The organism is Modestobacter sp. VKM Ac-2982 (assembly GCF_026967935.1).
Taxonomy (GTDB): domain Bacteria; phylum Actinomycetota; class Actinomycetes; order Mycobacteriales; family Geodermatophilaceae; genus Modestobacter.
In genome coordinates, this window is the sequence record NZ_JAPVBL010000002.1 from 560,166 (window position 1) to 581,327 (window position 21,162).

Sequence of the window (21,162 nt, forward strand, 5' to 3'; positions counted from 1 at the left end):
AGGCGCATGGTGCTGGGTGCGTTCGTCCCTCCTGCCCCGAGAGGTGATGCCCTGTTGGCCGCGCAGCCGGTGACGGCGCCGAACGTGCGGGCGCCGGTCAGTACAGCTAGCAACCAACTGACCGTCGGCTGCACCCGCTGTCCCGGCTCGGCTCGACATGTCGGTGTCTCGTGGTGGGGGAGCAATCGCGACGACACTGGACTCAAGGTCGCGTCGCAGGGTGCCGATACGAGACAACAGCGTCTGGTCGCCATCCCCGGTGATCGACTACTTCCGCTCCTGACCTCGATCGTGGATGGTGCCTCGTTGTCCGAACTCTCTGCGGTGGCCTGCTACGGGCCCGCGCGCCGAAACACTGGAGCCCCGAAGTCCCTCGACCTCGTCGGCGAGCTTCTCGTCGGCGGTAGTGGACTGTGGATCTTCCGCCAGCAGACCGGAGAGCGGACCGAAGTGCGAATGCGCTCGAATGCTGCGTTCGCAGACGAGGTCAAGGCCGGCTTCGCGCTGTCGGGGCTGTACGCCGAGGTCACGCCGGACGTCGAGCGGCTCCTTGGGGTGGACTGGCCCCAGCGCGAGGTGGACGTCCAGCCCTCCGTCGTTCGACAGCTCGCCGAGCTGGTCGTCGACGTCCCCGTGGCCGTAGTACTCACCGAGCTCGGCTCTGGGCAGTCGTCCTATGACCCAGCGGCCTGGGAGAACACGAGCTGGTCGGTGACCGTCACCGTTCCGGCTGAGCGGCGCCTGCTCACGCAGTGGAGCTAATCGTTCCGGCGGCTCATTCGTGGCCGTCCGCTCGGGCAGGATTGCACATTCACCGATCGGAAAGCGGGCAAGCGTTGGTGGAGGCGCTCGCCCGGGTCCTTGCGGATCCGCCTGATGATCCGTTCGAGCGAGACATCGTCGCGGTTCCAGCGCGCGGAGTCGAGCGGTGGATAACCCAGCAGCTGTCGGCGCATCTGGGCGCTGCTGAAGCGCAGGACGGCGTGTGCGCTCGCGTGGAGTTCCCGTTCCCAAGCGACCTGCTGTTAGGCGCCGTTGCGGCTGCTAGCCCCGGGCACTCGGCGGCGGTCGATGCGTGGCGTCCCGATCGTGCCGTCTGGTCCATGATCGACGTCTTGGATGAAGTCCTGAGCCAGCCTCCCGACGGCAAGCCGGACTGGTGCGCTCCGCTGCGCCAGCACCTGATGACGGAGGACGGTGCGCCCAGCGACCGGCGCTACGGTCTCGCCCGCCGGCTCACCGATCTGTTCACCGCATACGGGTCGGCGCGTCCGCACCTCCTGCGCTCCTGGGCCGCAGGGAGCGATGAGGCTCCCGCTGACCTGGGTTGGCAACCGGAGCTGTGGCGCTGCCTTCGAAGCCGGATCGGCGTGCCAGCCCCCGCTCAGCTGCTGGACGAGGCCTGCACGGCCCTGCGGGCGCGACCGGAAGTCGCAGATCTCCCGGCGAGGCTGAGCATCTTTGGCGCCAGCCGCCTGGACGCCGTGGACCTGCAGGTGCTGTCAGCGCTCGCGGCAGACCGCGAGGTGCACCTGTGGATCAACTCAGCCAGTCCCGTGCTGTGGGAGTTCCTAGCCCGCATGGAGGCGGTCAGGGAGCGTCGCGCTGACCTCCGAGTTCCAGTCACGCACCCCTTGCTGGCTTCGCTCTCCCGCGATGTGCGGGAACTGCAGTTGAGGCTCCGAGAGCTACCCATCGAGAGCGACACCCACCATGCCCCCGCCGGGCAAACGGATCCGCGAACCCTGCTCGAGCACGTGCAAGCCGACGTGCGGAGTGACTGGCTGCTCCGGGACAAGCACAAGCTCGCCGCCAATGACCGCTCCGTCCAGGTCCACGCCTGCCACGGCCGGGCACGTCAAGTTGAGGTACTGCGCGAGGTGGTAGTTGGCCTGCTGCAGGACGACCCGACGCTGGAACCACGCGATGTCCTCATCATGTGCCCCGACATCGAGGCCTACGCACCGCTGATCAGCTCGGTCTTCGGTGCCGACAGGCACCCGGGCACCAGGCTGCGCCTCACGACGGCGGACCGGTCTCCGCGACGGGTCAACCCACTGCTCCAGATCGCCGCCGAGCTGTTGGACCTCGCCGGCGGCCGAGTGACGGCCACGCAGGTTCTAGCTCTGGCCGGTGCAGAGCCGGTCCGACTCCGGTTCGGCTTCGATGAGGACGGCCTCGAGCGGCTGCGTGGCTGGGCAGTGTCCGCCGGCGTGAAGTGGGGGCTGAGCGCCGAGCACCGCGACCGGTGGCAGATGGGGCACCTTGACAGCGGCACCTGGCGCTCGGGCATCGACCGACTACTTGCCGGGGTGGCCTTCGAACAGGACGACGTACTGCTCGGCACCGCGCTGCCGGTCGATGACGTCGACTCGGCTGCGGTGGATCTGGCCGGCCGTTTCGCCGAGTTCGTCGACCGACTGGACAGCGCACTCACCCGACTCGGCGACCGGCAGACCATCACCGACTGGCTGGACGTGCTGCAGACCTCGATCGAGGTTCTGACCGCCGTTCCTGCCAAGGAGGCCTGGCAGTCGGCGGGCCTGCGTCGCGAAGTTGGGCACCTCGCAGAGGCCTCCGCCGGATCCACGGCAGAGATCGGGTTGGTCGAGATGACTTCGCTCATGGCGGGGCGGCTGGAGGCACGGCCGACCTCCTCCGGCTTCCGGACGGGGGGCGTGACCGTGTGCACCCTTACGCCGATGCGGTCAGTGCCGCACCGGGTCATCTGCCTCCTAGGCATGGATGACGGTGCCTTTCCGCGACAGCCCCACGTCGACGGGGACAACCTTCTACTCCGCGATCCCTGCCTCGGCGAGCGCGATGCCCGGAGTGAAGACCGGCAACTGTTCTTGGATGCGCTGGCCGCTGCTGGGGAGCACCTTGTCGTCATCTATGGCGGAGCGGACATCCGGACCGGGGCCCAGCTTCCTCCTGCGGTCCCTGTTGCGGAGCTGCTCGACGCGCTGGACAGCATCGCCGTGACCGCTGACGGCCTTCCGGCGCGGAGTTCGGTCGTGATCAATCACCCCCTGCAACCGTTCGACCGGCGCAACTTCCTCCCGGGGGCGCTGGGACGGCCGGGGCCGTTCTCGTTCGATGCGAGCGCTCTCGCCGGAGCGGTAGCTGCAGCCGGCCCCCGTGTCGGCGCCCCTCCATTCCTCAGCGTTCCGCTGCCACCGATTTCGGAAGCTGTCGTTGGGCTGACCCAGTTGGTGTCCTTCTGGCAGAACCCATCCAAGGAGTTCCTCCGCCAGCGGCTGGGGGTCGTACTACCGGCGCCCAGCGAGGAGCTCGATCACGCCCTGCCAGCCGAAGCTGATGGACTTGCGCTCTGGGCAGTGGGCGACCGGGTCCTCCAGGCCCGCCTACGGGGTGTGGACGGTGAGGCGGTTCGGGCACTTGAGCGCGCCCGGGGTGTACTACCGCCGTCCCCGCTCGGGGACCGGACTTTGGATGACGTCTGCGGTGAGGTCGACCGGCTGCTCATCGAGAGCGCGGTCCATCGCAGCGTCCCGGCGGAAAGCCTCGTCATAGACGCCGTTCTGTCCGACCATCGACGCGTACTCGGCTCTGTGCATGGTGTCCGGGACGATGTGCTGCTCAGCGTCACGTACTCAAAGGTGCAGGCGAAGCAGCGGCTGCGGGCCTGGATCGAGCTCCTCGCGCTCAGTACGACTCACCCCGACCGGCAGTGGCAAGGCGTCGTTGTGGGCCGGGCAGACGACGGCCAGATCGCCATCCACAGCCTCGGTCCGGTCGGGGTCGGCGCCGCCCGCGAAGCGTTGGCCGGGCTTCTGCGACTGCGCGACTTCGGCTGCTGCGCGCCCCTGCCGCTGCCGATCGCTGCGGGCGAGGCCTACGCCGCGGCGCGTGCGCGCGGCCAGGACCGGGATGTCGCATGGTCGCGGGCTGCGGGCAGTTGGACCTCGGCACACCGGAGGCCGGGTGAGGACGTCGATCCGGCCCACGCCATGCTGTGGGGAAAGGGGGCACCGATGGCGGTGCTGGAAGAATGGACTGCACCGGCCGGTGTCCTCGGGCCAGATGCTCCGGACGAGCCCACCGACTTCGGCCGGCTGGCACGCACCGTTTGGCAGCCCCTCCTCGCCCTAGAAGGCCGGGTGCTTCGGTGATGGGAGTTGCCGCCCCGGACGTCGTTCCGGTCGATCTTGCTGGCCGCCTGCCCGAGGGCACAACCGTCCTCGATGCCAGTGCCGGGACCGGGAAGACCTACACCATCGCCGGTCTGGTCACCCGCTACGTCGCCGAGGGCCATGCCCGCCTGGATCAGCTGCTAGTGGTCACGTTCGGACGCGCGGCGACCGGTGAGTTGCGCACCCGCGTACGGGAGCGGCTGTTCAACACTTGCGCCGCGCTGGCCGACCTGGGGGCGGCCTCGGAGTCAGCTGACCCGGTCGTCGCCTGGCTAGCCCGCGGTTCCGCAGACGAGGTCGCCGAACGGCGGGCCAGGCTCACCGAGGCGTTGGCAGACTTCGACGCAGCCACCGTCGCTACGATCCACCAGTTCTGCCAGGAGGTCCTCCGCGGCCTCGGTTCGGCGGCCGACCTGGACCCCGGTACCGAACTCGTCGAGACCCTCGACGACCTGGTGAGCGAGGTCTGTGACGACCTCTACCTCCGGTTCCACTGCCGCCCCGGCGCCCCGGCGCCCCAGTTCACGCACGAGCGGGCCCGCGCGGTCGCACGTGCGGCGATCGAGGACCCGCACGCGCATTTGGTCCCCTCGGACGCAATCCGCGACTCGGCCGCCGACGTGCGCGTGCGGTTCGCCGTCGCGGTGCGCGCCGAGACCGAGCGGCGTAAGCGAGCGCGCCGCATTCAGGGCTTCGACGACCTTCTGGGACGGGTCCGTGACGCCCTCGCTCACCCCGTCACGGGCGACATCGCCCGTACCCGGCTGCAGGACCGCTACCAGGTCGTCCTGGTCGACGAGTTCCAGGACACCGACCCCGTCCAGTGGGACGTGTTCCGGCTTGCCTTCCATGGCAGCCGCACCCTCGTTCTCATCGGGGATCCAAAGCAGTCGATCTATGCCTTCCGTGGGGCGGACATCCGCGCTTACCTGTCGGCCGCGGCCGCGGCAGGCACTCGCGCCACCCTGGACACCAACTGGCGCAGCGATCCCCGGATTCTCGACGGCCTGCAGACGATCTTTCGAGGCGCCGCGCTCGGCGACCCGGCAATCGTCGTCCGCCCCGTGCGGGCCGGACACCGCCGGAGCGCGTTTGAACCGCTGGCCCCCGAGCCGGTGCAGCTGCGCATGCTGCCGCGGGCCGGGTTGCCGCTGGTGCAGAACGGAACGATCCGGGTTCCCGCCGCCCGCGAGGCGGTAGCTGCGGACGTTGCTGCGCAGGTACGCGCCGTCCTCTACGGCGGACACACCATCGCTCCACGCTCCGACGGCAGACCTCGCGCGCTGACATGTGCGGACATGGCGGTCCTCGTGCGTACCGGTGCCCAAGCTGGCCTGGTGCGCGACGCCCTCCTGGCCCAGGGAGTGCCCTCGGTGCTGACCGGCGCGTCCAGCGTCTTCGCCACCAGCGGCGCAGAGGACTGGCTCCGGCTCCTGGAGGCGCTAGGTCAGCCGCACCGTCGTGGGTTGGTCCGACGGCTCGCACTCACTCCGTGGATCGGCTGGTCCGCCGCCGAGCTCGACGCGCGCGGGGACGCAGCCACCGACGAGCTGGTCGACGCCCTCCGGGACTGGGAGGAGGTCTTCTCCCGTCGCGGCGTGGGAGGGCTCTTCACCGCCGTGGCCGACAGCCGAGGTCTCTCAGCCCGCTTGCTTCAGCGCCCGGACGGTGAGCGGTTGCTCACCGACCGGCGGCACATTGCGGAGGCACTGCACGCGGAGGCTGCAGATTCTCGGCTTGGCGTGAGCGGCCTGGTGGCCTGGCTGCGCGACCGGCTGACGGAGTCCGGCGGCGATCAGGATCAAGAGCGTTCCCGGCGACTCGACACCGACGACGCCGCGGTCCAAGTCGTCACTGTGCACGCCAGCAAGGGCCTGGAGTTCCCGGTGGTGTTCGTCCCGTTCGCCTGGGATACCAGCGGCGGGGGGTCCCAGGAGCGGCTGCCCCGAATCTACGACGACTCCGGTCGGCGGATTCGGCACGTCGGCGGCAGCAACGGGCCAGGCTACGCGCAGGCATGTAGGGCCGAAGCCCGTGACAGCGCGGGGGAGGAGCTGCGGCTCCTCTACGTGGCGGCGACCCGGGCGGTCTGCCGGCTCGTGCTGTGGTGGGCGGGCTCCAGCAAGACGGCCACGAGTCCGCTGCACCGGGTGCTGTTCAGTGCCGACCCCGCCGTGGAGGTGCCACTGAGGGTGCCGGTCCCTGCTGACGACGACGCGGAGGCCCGGCTGCGGATGCTCTCCGGGGCCGCTCCGGGTGGTGTCGATGTTGCCGTGGTCGCCAGCACGGCCACCGGAGGCATCGCCGCCCCGAGCCCCGCGGCGGCCGACGCAAGTCGGCTGGCCGCCGACGAGCTGCGGCGCACCCTCGACACGGGGTGGCGGCGAACTTCCTACACCCGGCTCACCCGGGACGCGCACGAGGCACCAGCTGCGGTCGTCGCTGAGCCGGAAACCGACGGCCAGGACGACGAGATTGACGAACTTTTGGCGGACGACGACGCCGACGGTTCACCCGCGCTGCAGCGCCTCCGGCAGATCCCCTCGCCGATGGCCGACCTCGCCGGAGGAACGATCTTCGGAACACTCGCGCACGCGGTGCTCGAGAAAGCGCTGGGCGGCCAGGGGGACCCGTTGAATCGGCTGCGCGCCGCCGCGCACCACCAGCTGCTGGGTCATGGGGGCGGACCGAGCGCCGAAGAGCTGGCCACCGCCTTAGAAACCGCGGTGTCGACGCCCCTCGGCGTGCTCGCTGACGGGCGGCGGTTGACGGACATCGCTTCGCGCGACATTCTCACCGAGCTGGACTTCGAGCTCCCGCTGGCCGGCGGAGACGTACCACTGGGTGACGTGCGGCTCGGGGCGGTGGCTGATCTCCTACGCAGGTACCTGCCCGCGGCCGACCGGATGGTCGCCTACCCCGATGCTTTGGGGATACCGGAGCTGGCCGATCAGCCGCTGCGCGGATTTCTCACCGGCTCCTTGGACGCTGTCATTCGGCTGGGGGAAGCAGAGGAGCCGCGGTACGTCGTCGTCGACTACAAGACCAATCGGCTGGCCCCCCCGACCGTGCCGCTGACCGCGTGGCACTACCGGGCCTCTGCTCTCGACGCGGCCGTGATTCGCGCGCACTACCCGCTGCAGGCCCTGCTCTACCAGGTCGCCCTTCACCGCTTCCTGCGCTGGCGACAGCCGGGCTACCTGCCCGACCGGCACCTCGGCGGGGTGCTCTATCTATTCCTGCGCGGCATGTGCGGTGCCAGGGTCGGGGCTGCGCCAGAGGACGAGATCCCCGGCGTCTGGTCCTGGTGCCCGCCGGCGTCCCTCGTAGTTGCCCTGTCGGACCTGCTCGCGGGAGATGCACGATGACGGACGCACCGGACCCTCAGCTCGCATTGCGTGCGGAGGGGCTCCTAGCGGACTTCAACCGGGCGGGTGTGCTCCAGGCTGCTGATGTGCACGTGGCGCAACGATTGGGACGGCTGAGCTCGGAGGTAGACGACCGCGTCCTGCTGGCGGCGGCGCTCGTTGTCCGCAGCACTCGGCAGGGATCGGTGATGCTGTCACTCGCCGACGCGCCGAGGATGGCTGCCGCGCTCGACGCACCGGTGGGGGACCGGGAGCCGCCGACGCTGCCGTGGCCTGATCCGGCTGACTGGCTGGACGCCGTTGCTGGCAGCCCGCTCGTAAGCCGCCACGACAGCGACGGCCGGCGCCCGCTGCGCCTACACGAGGGGGCGCTGTGGCTGGACCGGTACTGGCGGCAGGAGGTTGGCGTGGCCGAGGATCTGCTTCGGCGGGCGTCTTCGGCGCCTGTCATCGATACCGAGCAGCTCCGGACTGTGCTGGCGCGACTCTGGCCGGGGTCCACAGCGGATGATCAGCGACTTGCGGCCGCCGTGTGCGTGCTGTCCCGGGTGGCCGTGCTGGCCGGGGGGCCGGGCACCGGCAAGACGACCACCGTGGCCCGTCTCGTCGCCACGTTGCATGCACTCGCCGAGCCCGGAGCGCCGCTGCGGCTTGCGCTGGCCGCCCCCACGGGCAAGGCCGCGGCCCGTATGAAAGAGGCGATGCAGCAAGCCGCCGAGACAGACAGCGTGCTGGTCCCCGCTGACCGAGAGTTGCTGCGGGGGACGACTGCATCGACCCTGCACCGGCTGTTGGGTGTGCGCCGCGGTTCCACACGGTTCTGGCACGACCGGCACAATCCGCTGCCGCTCGACGTGCTCGTCGTCGACGAGGCCTCAATGGTGTCTCTGACGCTGTTCGCCCGGCTCCTGGAGGCGCTGCCCCCGACGGCTCGGCTGGTGATCGTCGGAGATCCCGGCCAGTTGGCCGCTGTGGAGGCCGGTGCTGTCCTGGCCGACCTGACCGCGGACGCCGTTAGCGGTGGGCGTACCGCCGTCCGCACAGCACAGCTGCGGGCCGCGGTTCCGCACGATCTCGCCGCGACTGTGTCCGTGGAGGAGGATTCCCCGGCGCAACGAGTCCGTGACGGCATTACCTTCCTGCGGACGGTCTATCGCTACGACGGGGACGGTCGCATCGCGGCCCTGGCGGACGGGATCCGGGACGGCGACGGAGAACGAGTGCTCGCGGTCCTACGGGGCCGAGGCGATGCGGTTGCGTTCCACGAGGTGGCCGACGACGGGCCGTTGTCCGGCTCAACCGTGACGGCGCTTCGTGCGGAGCTCGTCGACCACGCAAATAGCGTTGTGGAGGCATCCCGGGCGGGCGACGCACCAGCGGCCCTCGAGGCTCTGGACCGGCACCGACTGATGTGCGCTCACCGTCGAGGACCGCGGGGCGTGGCGGTGTGGGAACAGCTCGCCGAGCGGTGGATAGCTGAGGACGTGGGCGTGGTGGCCAGGCGCGACGGTCGCTATGCGGGTCTACCACTCATCGTGCTCGCCAACGACTACGACAACGGGCTGTTCAACGGGGACACCGGCGTCATCGTGATGCGCGGGAACGACTTTGTCGCGGCGTTCGGGACCCCCGACGCGCCGGTCGAGGTACCGCTCGGGCGGCTGGGCTCCGTCGCACCCCTGCGAGCGCTCACGGTGCATCGCAGCCAGGGGTCACAGTTCGACCACGTGACCGTGCTGCTCCCGGCGCCGTCGTCCCCCCTGTTGAGCCGAGAGATGCTCTACACGGCGGTGACCCGTGCCCGGGGAGCGGTGACCGTCGTGGGGTCGGCCGCGGCCGTATCCAGCGCGGTCATGCAGCCGGTCGCCAGGGCGACTGGTCTCCAGCGCCGCCTCGCTGGCCTCCAGGGAACATCGGCGGACTGCCCTTCGGCCGACTGCACTCAGTGGAACGAATAGAGCCGACAGCCGCCGGCCGGGCTCAATGCGGCGGGTGTCGCTGCCGAAAGCAACAGCGGTCGCCGAAGCTAGGACGGCACCGACGCAACCGACGAAGGGTGACTAGTGACCGAGGTAGTGGGGTGGGCCGCCAATGAGGACCGAGTGAGGTCGAAGATCCTCGATCGGGCTGACGCCTCGGAACTGACCGAGCCAGCGAAACTGTTCATTCTCGCGGCGTACGAGAGCGATGAGCAGCTGACGTCGGCGCTTGAGGGCGCTGCCCGCGGCGAGCGTCCGGCCATCGCGGCTCCGGTGGCGGTCGACGTCCCCAGCACCTACCTGACGAACATCACGGTCACCGGCTTCCGGGGTATCGGGCCGCAGGCATCACTGGACCTTGAGGCCAAGCCGGGGCTGACCCTGGTGGTTGGCCGCAACGGTTCCGGCAAGTCGAGCTTCGCCGAGGCCGCCGAGATCGCGCTGACAGGGGCCAACGCTCGCTGGGAGAACCGTGGCACGGTCTGGCGTGACGGCTGGCGCAACCTGCACTGGGGAGACTCGGCCCCGACGGTGAGTGTCCATCTGGACGTGGACGGCGAGGGCGTCACTGTCGCGCGCACCTGGCACGGCGAAGACGTGGCCGATTCGTCGGTCTGGACGCAACGACGCGGCGCCCGGCGTGAATACGCGGACCTGGGCTGGAGGCACGCGCTGGCGGCCTACCGGCCCTTCCTGTCTTACTCCGAGCTGGGCGCCATGTTGCAGGGCAAACCCTCGGAGCTGTACGACTCCCTGTATTCGATCTTGGGGCTCGAGCAGGTGGCAATTGCGCAGCAGCGACTGGCCGGCGCCTTCCGCGAGCTGGACGGAGAGGTCAAGGAGACTGCCGCCGACAAGAAGCGGTTGATCATCGAGCTGGCGGGGGTGGACGACGACCGAGCCCGTCGGGCGGCCGCGGCGCTGAGCGGCCGGGCGGCAAACCTCGATGCGGCAGACGAGGTCCTGCGCTCAACGACGGAACCGGAGGGTGATCTCGCGGCACTGCGGTCCTGGATGACCCTGACTCCACCCGACCCGCAGGCCGCGGCGGCTGCCGCCGACGCCGTCGAGGCAGCGGTGGCCGCGATGGCCAAGATTTCCGGCGGTGACAGCGACCAAGCGCGCCGGCTCGCCGCACTGTTGGAACAGGCTCTCGAACACGCTCATACAACGCACGACGCGGCCTGCCCAGTCTGCGGCGCGACCGACCGCCTCGACGACGCTTGGCGTACTGCTACGGCAACGCAGGTCGCCCGGCTGAAGGAGACCGCCGCCGAGGCGGACCGGACCCGGGCTGGCCTGCGCGCCGCGCGCACCGCCGCCGCGGCAACCGCTGCGGCCCCGCCGGCCTTTGCAGAAACGGTGCCCGTGGGTATCGCCGCGGACGGGTTGTTTGAGCGCTGGCGGGCCTGGGCAGAGGACGCCCGGTCGGAGGACGCGCCCACGGTGGTCGCGGCCCTGCGAGACGCCACTGCGCGCCTCGCCGAGGACATAGCGGAGGCAGCGGAGGCGGCGCGCGCGGAAGTCGGTCGCCGCGAGGACGTGTGGCAGCCGGTCGCTCGGCACCTGCAGACCTACGTCGAGCGGGCCCGTGGCGTCGGCGCTCGGGCGGAGGTCCGTGTCGACCTCAAGGCCGCTTGCGACTGGCTCAAGGGCCAGGCTGGCGTGCTGCGCGACGAGGGCCTGGCGCCGATCGCGGCCAAGGCGGCCGAGGTGTGGCGCAGTCTGCGCCGGGAAAGCAGCGTCGATCTCGGACCCGTGCGTCTGGAAGGTTCTAACACCAAGAGGCGCGTCGCCCTCGACGTCACGGTCGATGGCGTGAGCGGCACCGCGCTCGGCGTCATGAGTCAGGGCGAGTTGCACGCCCTCTCGCTTGCCCTGTTCCTTCCACGAGCCATGCTTGACCAGAGCCCGTTTCGCTTCCTCGTCATCGACGACCCGGTCCAGGCGATGGACCCGGCGAAGGTCGAGGGGCTAGCCAACGTCCTGGCCGAGGTTGCCCGCACCCACCAGGTCGTGGTGTTCACGCACGACGACCGGCTGCCGGAGGCCGTCCGCCGACTGCAGATTCAGGCCCCCATCCAGGAGGTTCACCGCAAGGAACGCAGCGTCGTCGAACTGACCTTGTCGGCCGATCCAGTGTCCCGGTACCTGGAAGACGCCCGGGCGGTCGCGTCGACCTCGGGACTGCCCGACGACATCAGGCAGCAGGTCGTCGCCGGGTTCTGCCGAAATGCGCTAGAGGCGGCCTGTCACGAGGTCATCCGCCGGAAGCGGCTAGGGCGGGGGGAGCGGCACGCCGATGTCGAGTCGGCGATCGCTGGCGCGACGACCCTGACCGCCACGACGGCGCTTGCCCTCTTCGACGACGCCCAGCGAGGCGGCGAGGTGCTGTCCCACTACAACGCCCGCCAAGGGCAGTGGGCTGGCGATGTCCATCAGATGTGCAACAAGGGTGTGCATGGTGGCCGGGCGGTCGAGTCGCTGAAGCTGGCGCGCGACACCTATCGGTTGACCGAGTGGCTCCGGGGCCGCACGCCAGTGCGAGCATCCCGGTGACCGGGTCGGCCGAGTTGCTCGCCGAGGCGGACCGGCTGCTCCGAGCGCAGACCTCCGACGCTGGGGGATGGTGGCCGCGCACCGTTGCATTCATCGTCCGCGCGGCTCTCGAGCAGGAACTCCGGTCCTACTGGGACCGTACGGCGCCTGGCACAGACCACGTATCCATGCGGGCGCAGTTGCTTGTTCTCCGGAGCAAGGCCAGCGGCGACGTGGCCCGCGAAGCCGCGGCCGCGTGGCATGGGTTGAGCCGTGCGTGCCACCACCATGCCTACGAACTGGCGCCAACGGCGGCCGAACTCCGCGGGTGGCTCGAGGCCGTGCGCGACCTTGCCCCGGCCCTGCGTGGCACGCACGCTGCTGTCGCCAGTACCTGACACCTTCCATCGAGAGCACCAGAGGGACAACTCCGTGACAGGCGATCTTAGAAACGCGACAGGAATGCAAGTCGTGACGGCTCCCCACCTGCACGCCGTCCCCGCGCACGCGACCCGCGCGGCCCTTTTCGCGGTCACGAGTGCCGGTGGCACCAGCACGGACGAACAGCTTGCGGCCATGCGTGCGTGCGCAGCCAGCCACGGCTGGACGGTCGCGGACGAGGTGGTGTTCATCGGCGATGAGCTGTTCTTGCAGGTAAATCTGTTTGAAGCTTTGCAGCAGCACCGAGGGCAGTTCGATGTCGTCGTGATTGCGTCGCTTGAACGCCCCGACGGCCGACCACGCAGCCTGCTGACCCTGGTGGCTTCGGGGCTCTGTGGCGGCGGGCTGCACGTCGCTGCCGATCACCGCACTTTCACCGCCGATGGAGGGGAGTTCCTCAGCGCGGCAGCCCCGTAGCCGTAGGTTCAGGCTTCCCTTCACTACGGCGCAGGCGCCTGATCGTGGCCGGGGACTGGCTCCTGTACGACTCAATCCACCTGCGTGAACCGGTCAGGTGACCGTCCCGGTGAGCACCCGGCCCGGGCGCTGCGGTAGAAGAATGGCATGGAGCTCGACAGCAAGGGACTGGGCCGACCGTCGCCGCAGAGGCTTCCGGCGCCTCGGACGACACCACGCCAATGTGAAGTCGCTGAACCGGGCAGGAGCCCGGGTAGCGGCCTAATCGGCAAAGCATCTCGGTGGGCCTCGACAGTCCCCGTTCTGGTGTCATCATCTCAGGATGAGCGCACCCGTCGACCCGGACCGAAGTAGGGAGGGAAGCGTGGGGTCCGGCGACCTGGCTCGGTGTTGTCGAACCTCGAGCGGTCGTGCTTGGACAGACTGACGCCGGCGGGTAGCCGATGGCCGCACGAGGCTGAAACTCGGGGGACTTCAGCACACCCGGTAGACTGCCTGCCATAACGTCAAGCCGCCTGGCGGTCGCGCCGAACGGGTCTCGCGTACTCCCAAAACCAGCCGGGAAGCGCCTCGAGCCGGGTGACCATCTGGGGCGTCATCGCACGGGCACCAGCACGGTAGTAGGCTTTCTGGTTCATTATCCAGCTTCGAAGTGCCGGGTCCAGTCCAACGTTGCGCGACTTGAGTGGCCCGAATGCGTCGGTCCACTCTTTCAGCTCGGTGTACCGGCGCTCCCATCTTTCTTCTCGGCTACTGGCAATGGCCACGCGCTCCGCGTTGGTGCTGAGCATGGTCCTAATGGCGGAGCTACTCCAGGTGATTGGACCAGAGGCGCTTTCGACGCCCTCGGTCGCGAAGTGATTAGCGATGGCTCTGAGGGACATGCCGGAGTCGTGCATGGCCCTCGCGCGGGACCTCAGTTCTCCGCTGATGCGCGGCGACTGCCAAAGCCAACCAGGAAGTGATTCGAGAGCCGCTATGTCCTCCGGGCTCATGTAGCCGTGGTTCCGACGATTGCGCTGGGTCTTTATGAACTGGTGCAGCTCCCGCGACGCGCTCGGCCTTGGGAGGTCGCCGTGCGCGGTGATGTAGTCGGCGAGCAGTTGCAGCTTCTCCCAGAAGGGTCTCGTCGTCTGCGCCAGTAGGCGCGTGCACAGGGCTGTATGAAAGTCGCTATCGAGCCGGTCTGGGAGGTCCGCGATGACCTTGCCCGGAAGCGACGGCATCATCGTTCGTGTGCCGACCTGCCCTCGGGCGGCGTCCAGCGCAGCACCGAACGCCGGGTCGTGGTCGCGCAGCGCTTGCAGCACGGTGCACACGTCCTCGAAAGCCGACGAGGACAGGACTGTTTCGGGGTCTTCGGCAGCACTGAGGTAGACGGGCAACAGGATGGTGCCGATTGTCTTGCCGGGTGCCGTCCGCAGCACTCGGCCAACCGCCTGGACGATGTCGACGTAGGAGCTACGCGGGTCGATGAAGGCGACGCCGTCGATGGCCGGCACGTCGACGCCTTCCGTAAGGCAGCGGGCGTTGGTAAGTACGCGCCGATGGCCGGACGGCAGAGTGCGCAGGCTGTCCAGCAGTGCCGTGCGCTCGCCGGCGGACATCCCGCCGTTGACGTGCCCGGTGGACAGTTGGACAGCGCGCTCGGGCGAAAGGAGCGCCGAGGCGATGCCGGGCAATGCGGTCGCGAAGCGCTCCGCGCGGCTCACATCACCGTGAAAGGTGACCATTCGGGTGATGCCGTAGTCCTCCATCGCCTTGAGGACGGCAACGGATGCGGCAGCCTCACGGCCGGTCAGCACGTGATTACCGACGAAGAGCTCGGCGCCCTCCTCCAGTTGCTGCCGGATGGACTCGTCCGTGACGCCTACGACGACGACCTGGTAGTCGCACAGCAGTCCAGCCTCGATGGCCTGAGCGAAGTTGAACCGAAACATAACTGGCCCGTAAAGCGTCTCGTCGTCCATCGACGTTGCGGACCGCGCCCGAGTGAGCCGCGGAGTGGCGGTCATGAAGACCCGCTTCCGCGCCCGAATGCGGTCGGCATCCAGGATGAGCTGGAACGCTGGGGCGGCGTGCCCGGCGGTGCGGTGTGCCTCGTCGGCGAGTGCCAGGTCGAAGGTGGGCGCGCCCATCGCCTGCGCTTCGGCGACTACGGCAGCGGAGTGGTAGGTGGCGAATACGACCGTCCGGCCACCACGCCGTCGGCTGGTCAGGTGCCCAGCGACAACTTCCGGCTGGGTGCTGACCGGTGCCGGGATGTCGGCGACAGAGACCGACGTCTCGACGTCGGTGACCGTGTCATCGGAGCAGACCGCGATTGCGGAGAACCAGCTTAGTGAGTGCTGACGCCATTCTCGCAAGGTTTGCGCGAGCAGGGAGAGGCTAGGCACCAGGACGAGGACCAGTTCGGTTTCCAGCGCCTCAGCCAGCCGCAGGGCGGTCAGGGTCTTGCCTGTACCGCAGGCCATGTGCAACTGCCCGCGATCGTGGTGGGAGAGGGTCTTGGTGGCGGCTGAGATGGCCGCGAGCTGGTGTGGACGAAGTTGAATGCACGCATTGACGTCGAGGGCAGTCTCCGAGAGCTCGGGGTCGACGTTCGTCGGTACAGAGGTGTTGGTCAACGAATGCTCCAGGGGCTTGTGGGTCTTGGCTCCCTGGAAGGTGCGGGGCTGCGCGGAGAGCGCAGTCAACTACTGGTGATTTGTGCCACATCCGGTCGTTCGCTGAGTGGCGTCTACCGAGGTGGTGTGCCAACGGGCCGGGTGAGGGCGTCGGCGTAGAGGTGTAGGTGGCCACCGCGTGATTCTTCGGACTGAGTTCCCACTCAAGATCGAGGAGTTCCACGCGATGACCGCTGCCCCCTTGATCGACCCTGCCCGCTTCCTGCACGAGCAGTTGGAGCAGGCCAGTCCCGACTTGCTGCGTTCGATGCTGACCACGTACATCGACGCGGTGACGAGCGCCGAGGCCGACGCTGTCTGCCGCGCCGAGTACGGCGCCCGCTCGGCCGAGCGGGCCAACGTCCGCAAGGGCTACCGGCACCGGGACTTCGACACTCGCGCCGGCACCCTGGACGCCGCGATCCCCAAGCTGCGTTCGGCAGCTACTTCCCGGACTGGCTGCTGGAGCGGCGCCGCCGGGCGGAGCGCGCGCTGACCACTGTGGTCGCGACCTGCTATCTGCTGGGCGTCTCGACCCGGCGGATGGAGAAGCTGGTCGAGAGCTTGGGGATCACCCGCCCGTCGAAGTCCCAGGTCAGCGGGATGGCCAGGGACCTGGACACGCAGGTCGCCGACTTTCGCCACCGCCCCCTCGACGAGGGGCCTTGCGCGTTCCTGGCTGCCGACGCGCTCGTGCTCAAGGTCCGCGGGGGCGGCCGCGTGGTCAACGTGCACGCTCTGGTCGCCTCGGGGTGAACGCCGACGGGCCTTCCGTGGACGCACGTGAGCGGACCGTTTCGTCGACGACACGCATCGACGAAACCTAAGTTGGGCGGGGGCTCAGGCGCGGGGCAGCCAAGTCCATAAGGCGACGTCGAGCACGCGCAACGGCACCGCGTCGCAGCGCACCCTGTGCGTGGTCTGCACCTGCTCGGTGAGCTCATCGAGCCGATGAAGAATGTCCGGCTCCCCGATCAGGAACGCGAACACCTGCCAGTCGACCCGGCGGGTTCCGTACCGCCGGAGTGGGGTGCCGTACAGGCCCAGTCCCTTGCAGACCACGCGGTCACGCACCGGGAACAACCGAGGGCGCTTGCGGGTGCACAGCTTGGCCGAAGTCACCCACGGATTGGGTGCGGCCACCCACGGGTCGCAGCACCCGGCATGGATGGCCTGCGCCAGTGCCTCCATCGCTTCGAATGTCGAGCGGTCCGCGGCGGCGAGGTCGGCATCGGTCGGTAGCCCGGCCAGGGCCTCGTCGATGCCCGCCCGGATGGCGGAGTCGGACAGCAACCGGCGGGTGATCAGCGCCCCCACGGGCGCATTGAGCACCGTCAGCGCGTGCAGGTCAGCTGCGGTGATGGTGGACGGGGCGACCGGGGGCAGTTCGAGGAACGTCGTGCCAGCGCCCCGCCTGGCCGGGTCGTAGTGCCCCGCGAGCCGCTCGGTGGCCGGGCGGGCGGTGTCATCGGAGAGCGCTTCGGTGGCCACCCGCCGCGCGTCCTCCAGCTCACTGGGTTCCGGCCGCGGCCAGTCTTCGGGAACCTCGGGTGGGGGAGGGGTGGTCACGGCGCTGGACCGTAGCGGGCCCACCACGATGGTCCTGGTATGCGGGGCGGTCGGGGCGTCGGGGGGAGGGCAGGTGCGGCCGGTGTTGGACGATGCTGCGGTGATCGACTGGCCGGGGGTCTGGGCTGCGGTGGCGGCGCGGGTAGCGGCGCATCGGGCGGCCGGCCGCGGACACCTGCTGACCGAGGACACTGTGCGGCTGGAGACGGTGCTGGTGCTTGAGCAGTTCGGTGTCGCACCGGGCCGGCTGGCCGCCGAGGTGCCCGCGCCGGAGCTCGCCGGCGGCAAGCTCGACCTGGCCGTGGACTTCCCCGGCGGCGCCGTCGTGGAGCTGAAGTACCCGCGGGACAGTCGCACCGGCTTCTCTCCGGACACGATGACCTTCGGCGAGCTGCTGCGTGACTTCCTGCGCGTGGCCGCCGTGCCGGCCGGTGACCGGTGGGTGGTGCAGCTGCTCAACGACCGGCTCGTCCGCTACGTGGCCAGCGCCGGCCTCCGGCACGGGCTCGGCTGGGCCGAGTCCGTGGGCGGCACGGTGACGCTGCCCGCCGCGGCGCTGTCCGCGCTGCCGGTGACGGCCGCCCGCGCGATCGGTACCGCCGCGGTTCCCGGCACCGTGACGGCCACCTGCGCCGTCCTCGAGCCGGTCGGTGACGGGCTGAGCCTGTACGCGTTCCGGGTCGACGCGCTGCCCGTCAGCGTCTCGCCCGTCGACGCGCCGAGCACCGGCGCCGGGGGCACCGTGCCGCCGCCTGCCGAGGCGGTGTCCGTCGATGCTGCACCGAGCCGCGCGACGCGGGACGGGGCGCGCGTGGAGATCCTCGCCTCCGCCCGCGCCGTCGTCGCGCGCAGCGGGCAGGAGGCCTTCACGATGCCGGAGGTCATCGCGGAGATGCGTCGCCGCGGCACCGGCTACGCCGACAGCACCATCCGCACGATGATCGCTGCGCACCTGTGCGCCGATGCCACCGGCGAGGGCGTTGCAAGCTACGCCGACTTCACTCGAGCCGGCCGGGGGCAGTACCGCTTCAACTGAACTCACGGGCGTGATGTCGGTGGTCGCTCGTAGCCTGCCCCCGTGACCGTCGAGCCGACCTCAGACGACGCCGAGCTCGCTCGGCGCATCGCTGACACTGAGACGCTGATGCGCGCCGCCGGTCTCGTCCCCGAGGCGTTCTGGCCCGTCGAGGATGACCACGAGCAGGAGCAGCGGTGACAACACCGCGTAGGCCAGCCGGTCATGACATCTTCACCGGCGTCATCGACGGCCTCACCGCCACGCTGCGCGAGCTCACCGCCGCGGACGGCGACCGCCAGCATCTGCTGGAGCAGTGACTCGCTGCCGTGGCCGAGCTGCAGCGGCAGCTACGCGCGACAGCAGCGTCGCTGCACACCGCTGAGGAGGTCGTAGCTCGGTAGAAGGCGCTGCTGGAGACGGCTACGGAGATGATCGAGGAGGCCCGCCGCTGGGCGCGGTCGCTGTGGGACGACGGGCCGGCGTCGGAGGAGCCGACGGTGCTGAACCAGCCGGAGTTCGCGCCGGCGTGGCTGACCGCCGACGGCGCCCGGCACACCGCGCGCCCCGCCGCGCACTCCGGGAGGCCTCCAACCGGCCGTGGCAGCGCGTGAGCTGCGGCTGGCGGCGCTCGACCGGTTGATAGGTGAGGTCGAGGACGAATGGGGTCCGCTCACTGCGGAGGAGATGGCCGCCGCTGTCCGGCGGTTGCGGCCCTAGGCCGTCGATCGAAGGGCGGTACCGGCGGGGCCGCCGGTGTGTGCGGTGCACCATCTTGCCGCTCCTACCTGGACTCGCCGGCGGCTACGGCTACCTTCGGCCCATGCGGGGGAGAGGGCTGCTTGCGGTGGCGGCCGTCTTGGTCGTCGTCGGGGCCTGCAACGACGACGCCGACGACTCCGAGCCAGCGGCCGAGGTGCGTTCGGCCTCGTCCACTTCGGCCCCGTCGGAGTCGCCGTCCGCAAGCTCAGCGCCGTCGCGCTCGCCCTCCGCATCGGCCGCTCCGAGCCCCTCGGCCGCACCGAAGCCTTCGACACCACCGCCTCCGCCACCGGTGACCGTGCAGCCCTTCGCGTTCGTGACCGATGTCGAAGACGAACCGCTTCAGGCCCCGCTGCCCGACCTGCCAACTACACCCGGCGCTTCCGCAACGCTGACCATCAGCGCCGGCTGGGCCGGTGGTCTGCAGACGTCGGAACCGCAGGCCGCTCCGTTCGTCCGGTGCCAGGTCATCCATGCGACTCCACGGATGGGCGGTGACCGCCTCTGGTACGAGGTCAGCTCCAACGGCGAGTTCTCGCAGTTCGTCGACGTCGGCGAGTACTACGTCAGCATCGTCCGCCGCGCCGGCAGCGGGGACCGGCCGATCGAGACCGAGGTCAAGCTCTGGAGTAGGACGGCCACCGACGAGCACTACGAGATGTGGGACAGCACCGGGGTCGTCGACCTCGACGAGCAGCAGATCTCCGTCGCAGCCTCACCGGACAACCGCATGTTCGCCTTCTCGGCGGTCACGGTTCCGATGACCTACCACTGGACGATCGACCCGGACGCCGCGGTCACCTGGGCCCTCGTGCAAGGGACCGTGGCGTGCCCGGTGTCGCCCGGCGCCATCCCGGGCGTCTAGCCGGGTGGGCTGGGATCCGATGTTCGGCGATGGGACAGATGCCGATGGAGGGTCTGGGGTGAGCTCAGCGGAAGAGACGGCGCAGTGGTTCGTCGACGTCTGGGCTGACGAGGTCCGCGGGCGGGTTCGCGATGTACGGGAGGACCGCAAGCGGTTCGACGACCTCGACCACGCCTACGAACGCGGCGAGTGGACCATCACGGAGAGGGACCTGCTCACGCGCGGGCAGCAGTTGTGGGTAGCGCAGCATCATCTCGTGTGGGCCACGAATCAGCTGGAGCAGTGGGTTCGCCGCCTGGCTCGCGAACGAGGCAAGCCGGAGGCGGAGCCGGACCCGGTGCTCACAGCACTCCGTGATGCCCTTGAGCACCTTGACGACGCGGTCCTCGACGAGGACATCGCATCAGCGGGCCCCGGCAAGGGGAACCGTGCCCTGCGCAGGCTGCCGGGGAGTCAGTTGTACATCGGCACCTTCGGGAGCCATCGCATGTTCGGCCTGGTCGACCCGGAGGACATCGAACGCCGAGCCCTCGCCATCGTCACGACCGCCGACCGTCTTGAGCAGCAGGCCGAGGACTACGTCCACGACCTGATGGCTCGCGGCGAATGGCCGCCGGGGGACGGCGACGTCGACGAGTAGGAGTGACCCATCGGCTGAACGGGCAAGTCAGCGGGTGTCGTCCCAGCGCGCCAGCAGCCTCCTCGCTGCGCCCAGCTCCTCCTCGAGCCTTGCCCGAGCGTGAGGACGCAGCGTGGTTGCGCGGCCCAGCTGCCGCTCGATGCTGACGATCCGCGCTCGCAACCGCCGCACTCCCGACTGCTTGTCCTGAGTGCTCAACCGGCGCGGCGTCGGAGACGTCTGCGCACGGGCCTGCGTTGATGACGTCTTCGGCGCGGCGGCTGGCGGTGCGACGTGCTTGTTCCTTCGCCGACGGTCATCGAGCCGCGCCTTGGCCTGGAGTCCGCGCGACCGGAGCTTGTGCAGGGGACTGCCGGCGGGGACCGGAGTGCTCAGTGGTGGCTGCCCGGCGGCCTTCAGCGCTGCGGCGACCTCGGCTATGATCCGCCAGTCCGGGGCGCAGACCTGGCACAGCTTGCTGCGCCCGCTCTCGGGGACGGCCGCCCTCCGGCCGCAGACCCTGCATTGCTCCCCGGGGCGGGTCGTGTAGTTGATGTCGTCTCCCGGCCGTCGCAGCCGTTCGCTCGCGCCCGACGGTTTGAGACGGACCTGCCCTGGACTGACACCGCCTGCGGTAAGCCTGACGCGCCCCATCCCCGGGATACTGCCTCCTGCCGTCACGCCCTGGCGTCACCTGGAGGGGCGAGATGTGTCAGTTCGTCGGCCCGTGGTCCGGCGAGCTACCACAGGCTGACGTCGACGGTCA

The 21,162-nt window shown here is 69.7% G+C and carries 14 protein-coding genes and 1 pseudogene; 13 read left to right on the forward strand and 2 right to left on the reverse strand.

Annotation, left to right across the window (positions count from 1 at the left end):
• Window positions 1–54: 54 nt before the first annotated feature.
• From O2W20_RS09535 to O2W20_RS09560, 6 genes are all read left to right on the forward strand, one after another.
• Entirely contained in the window at window positions 55–762 is a 708-nt protein-coding gene (locus O2W20_RS09535) for a hypothetical protein (RefSeq protein ID WP_269172867.1), read from the forward strand.
• Window positions 753–4,136, forward strand: a complete 3,384-nt coding sequence (recC, locus tag O2W20_RS09540) for an exodeoxyribonuclease V subunit gamma (protein WP_269172866.1) — start codon at window positions 753–755, stop codon at window positions 4,134–4,136. The genes O2W20_RS09535 and recC overlap by 10 nt, the downstream gene beginning before the upstream one ends.
• Window positions 4,136–7,525, forward strand: a complete 3,390-nt coding sequence (locus O2W20_RS09545) for a UvrD-helicase domain-containing protein (RefSeq protein WP_269172865.1) — start codon at window positions 4,136–4,138, stop codon at window positions 7,523–7,525. The genes recC and O2W20_RS09545 overlap by 1 nt, the downstream gene beginning before the upstream one ends.
• A complete protein-coding gene (gene recD, locus O2W20_RS09550; RefSeq protein WP_269172864.1) occupies window positions 7,522–9,483 on the forward strand; it encodes an exodeoxyribonuclease V subunit alpha in 1,962 nt (653 codons plus the stop codon). The genes O2W20_RS09545 and recD overlap by 4 nt, the downstream gene beginning before the upstream one ends.
• Before the next feature lie 144 nt (window positions 9,484–9,627).
• Complete coding sequence (locus O2W20_RS09555) at window positions 9,628–12,063, forward strand: AAA family ATPase (RefSeq protein ID WP_269172863.1); 2,436 nt, start codon at window positions 9,628–9,630, stop codon at window positions 12,061–12,063.
• Between the two features lie 450 nt (window positions 12,064–12,513).
• Window positions 12,514–12,900: a hypothetical protein gene (locus tag O2W20_RS09560; RefSeq protein WP_269172862.1), complete on the forward strand. Its 387-nt coding sequence runs from the start codon at window positions 12,514–12,516 to the stop codon at window positions 12,898–12,900.
• Window positions 12,901–13,406: 506 nt separating this feature from the next.
• Here the strand turns inward: O2W20_RS09560 and O2W20_RS09565 are convergent.
• Window positions 13,407–15,527, reverse strand: coding sequence for a DEAD/DEAH box helicase (locus O2W20_RS09565; RefSeq protein ID WP_269172861.1), 2,121 nt, complete (start codon window positions 15,525–15,527; stop codon window positions 13,407–13,409).
• Between the two features lie 226 nt (window positions 15,528–15,753).
• Between O2W20_RS09565 and O2W20_RS09570 the strand changes: the two are divergent.
• Window positions 15,754–16,319: pseudogene (locus O2W20_RS09570) on the forward strand (transposase); the annotation flags it as partial.
• 87 nt (window positions 16,320–16,406) lie between these two features.
• Here the strand turns inward: O2W20_RS09570 and O2W20_RS09575 are convergent.
• Window positions 16,407–17,135: a DUF6308 family protein gene (locus tag O2W20_RS09575; RefSeq protein ID WP_269172860.1), complete on the reverse strand. Its 729-nt coding sequence runs from the start codon at window positions 17,133–17,135 to the stop codon at window positions 16,407–16,409.
• Window positions 17,136–17,217: 82 nt separating this feature from the next.
• Here O2W20_RS09575 and O2W20_RS09580 point away from each other — a divergent pair, with 82 nt between their 5' ends.
• The 6 genes from O2W20_RS09580 (at window position 17,218) to O2W20_RS09605 (ending at window position 20,417) form a co-directional block, all read left to right on the forward strand.
• Window positions 17,218–18,171: a DUF7669 domain-containing protein gene (locus tag O2W20_RS09580; protein ID WP_269172859.1), complete on the forward strand. Its 954-nt coding sequence runs from the start codon at window positions 17,218–17,220 to the stop codon at window positions 18,169–18,171.
• A gap of 42 nt (window positions 18,172–18,213) precedes the next feature.
• A complete protein-coding gene (locus O2W20_RS09585; protein ID WP_269172858.1) occupies window positions 18,214–18,351 on the forward strand; it encodes a hypothetical protein in 138 nt (45 codons plus the stop codon).
• The gene (locus O2W20_RS09590) at window positions 18,348–18,470 is read left to right on the forward strand and encodes a hypothetical protein (RefSeq protein ID WP_269172857.1); all 123 of its coding nucleotides are present in this window, start codon (window positions 18,348–18,350) and stop codon (window positions 18,468–18,470) included. Before O2W20_RS09585 ends, O2W20_RS09590 begins: the two co-directional genes overlap by 4 nt.
• Before the next feature lie 111 nt (window positions 18,471–18,581).
• On the forward strand, window positions 18,582–18,764 hold the full coding sequence (locus O2W20_RS09595; protein WP_269172856.1) for a hypothetical protein: 183 nt from the start codon (window positions 18,582–18,584) through the stop codon (window positions 18,762–18,764).
• 635 nt (window positions 18,765–19,399) lie between these two features.
• The gene (locus O2W20_RS09600; protein WP_269172855.1) at window positions 19,400–19,777 is read left to right on the forward strand and encodes a hypothetical protein; all 378 of its coding nucleotides are present in this window, start codon (window positions 19,400–19,402) and stop codon (window positions 19,775–19,777) included.
• Window positions 19,778–19,835: 58 nt separating this feature from the next.
• Window positions 19,836–20,417 (forward strand): hypothetical protein, encoded by a 582-nt coding sequence (locus tag O2W20_RS09605; protein ID WP_269172854.1) that lies wholly within the window; start codon window positions 19,836–19,838, stop codon window positions 20,415–20,417.
• Window positions 20,418–21,162 lie beyond the last annotated feature (745 nt).

Coding starts and splice junctions, on each gene's coding strand:
- O2W20_RS09545 (WP_269172865.1), top strand. CDS start 4,136: ATGGGAGTTGCCGCCCCGGACGTCGTTCCGGTCGATCTTGCTGGCCGC.
- recD (WP_269172864.1), top strand. CDS start 7,522: ATGACGGACGCACCGGACCCTCAGCTCGCATTGCGTGCGGAGGGGCTC.
- O2W20_RS09595 (WP_269172856.1), top strand. CDS start 18,582: ATGATCGAGGAGGCCCGCCGCTGGGCGCGGTCGCTGTGGGACGACGGG.
- O2W20_RS09600 (WP_269172855.1), top strand. CDS start 19,400: ATGGGCGGTGACCGCCTCTGGTACGAGGTCAGCTCCAACGGCGAGTTC.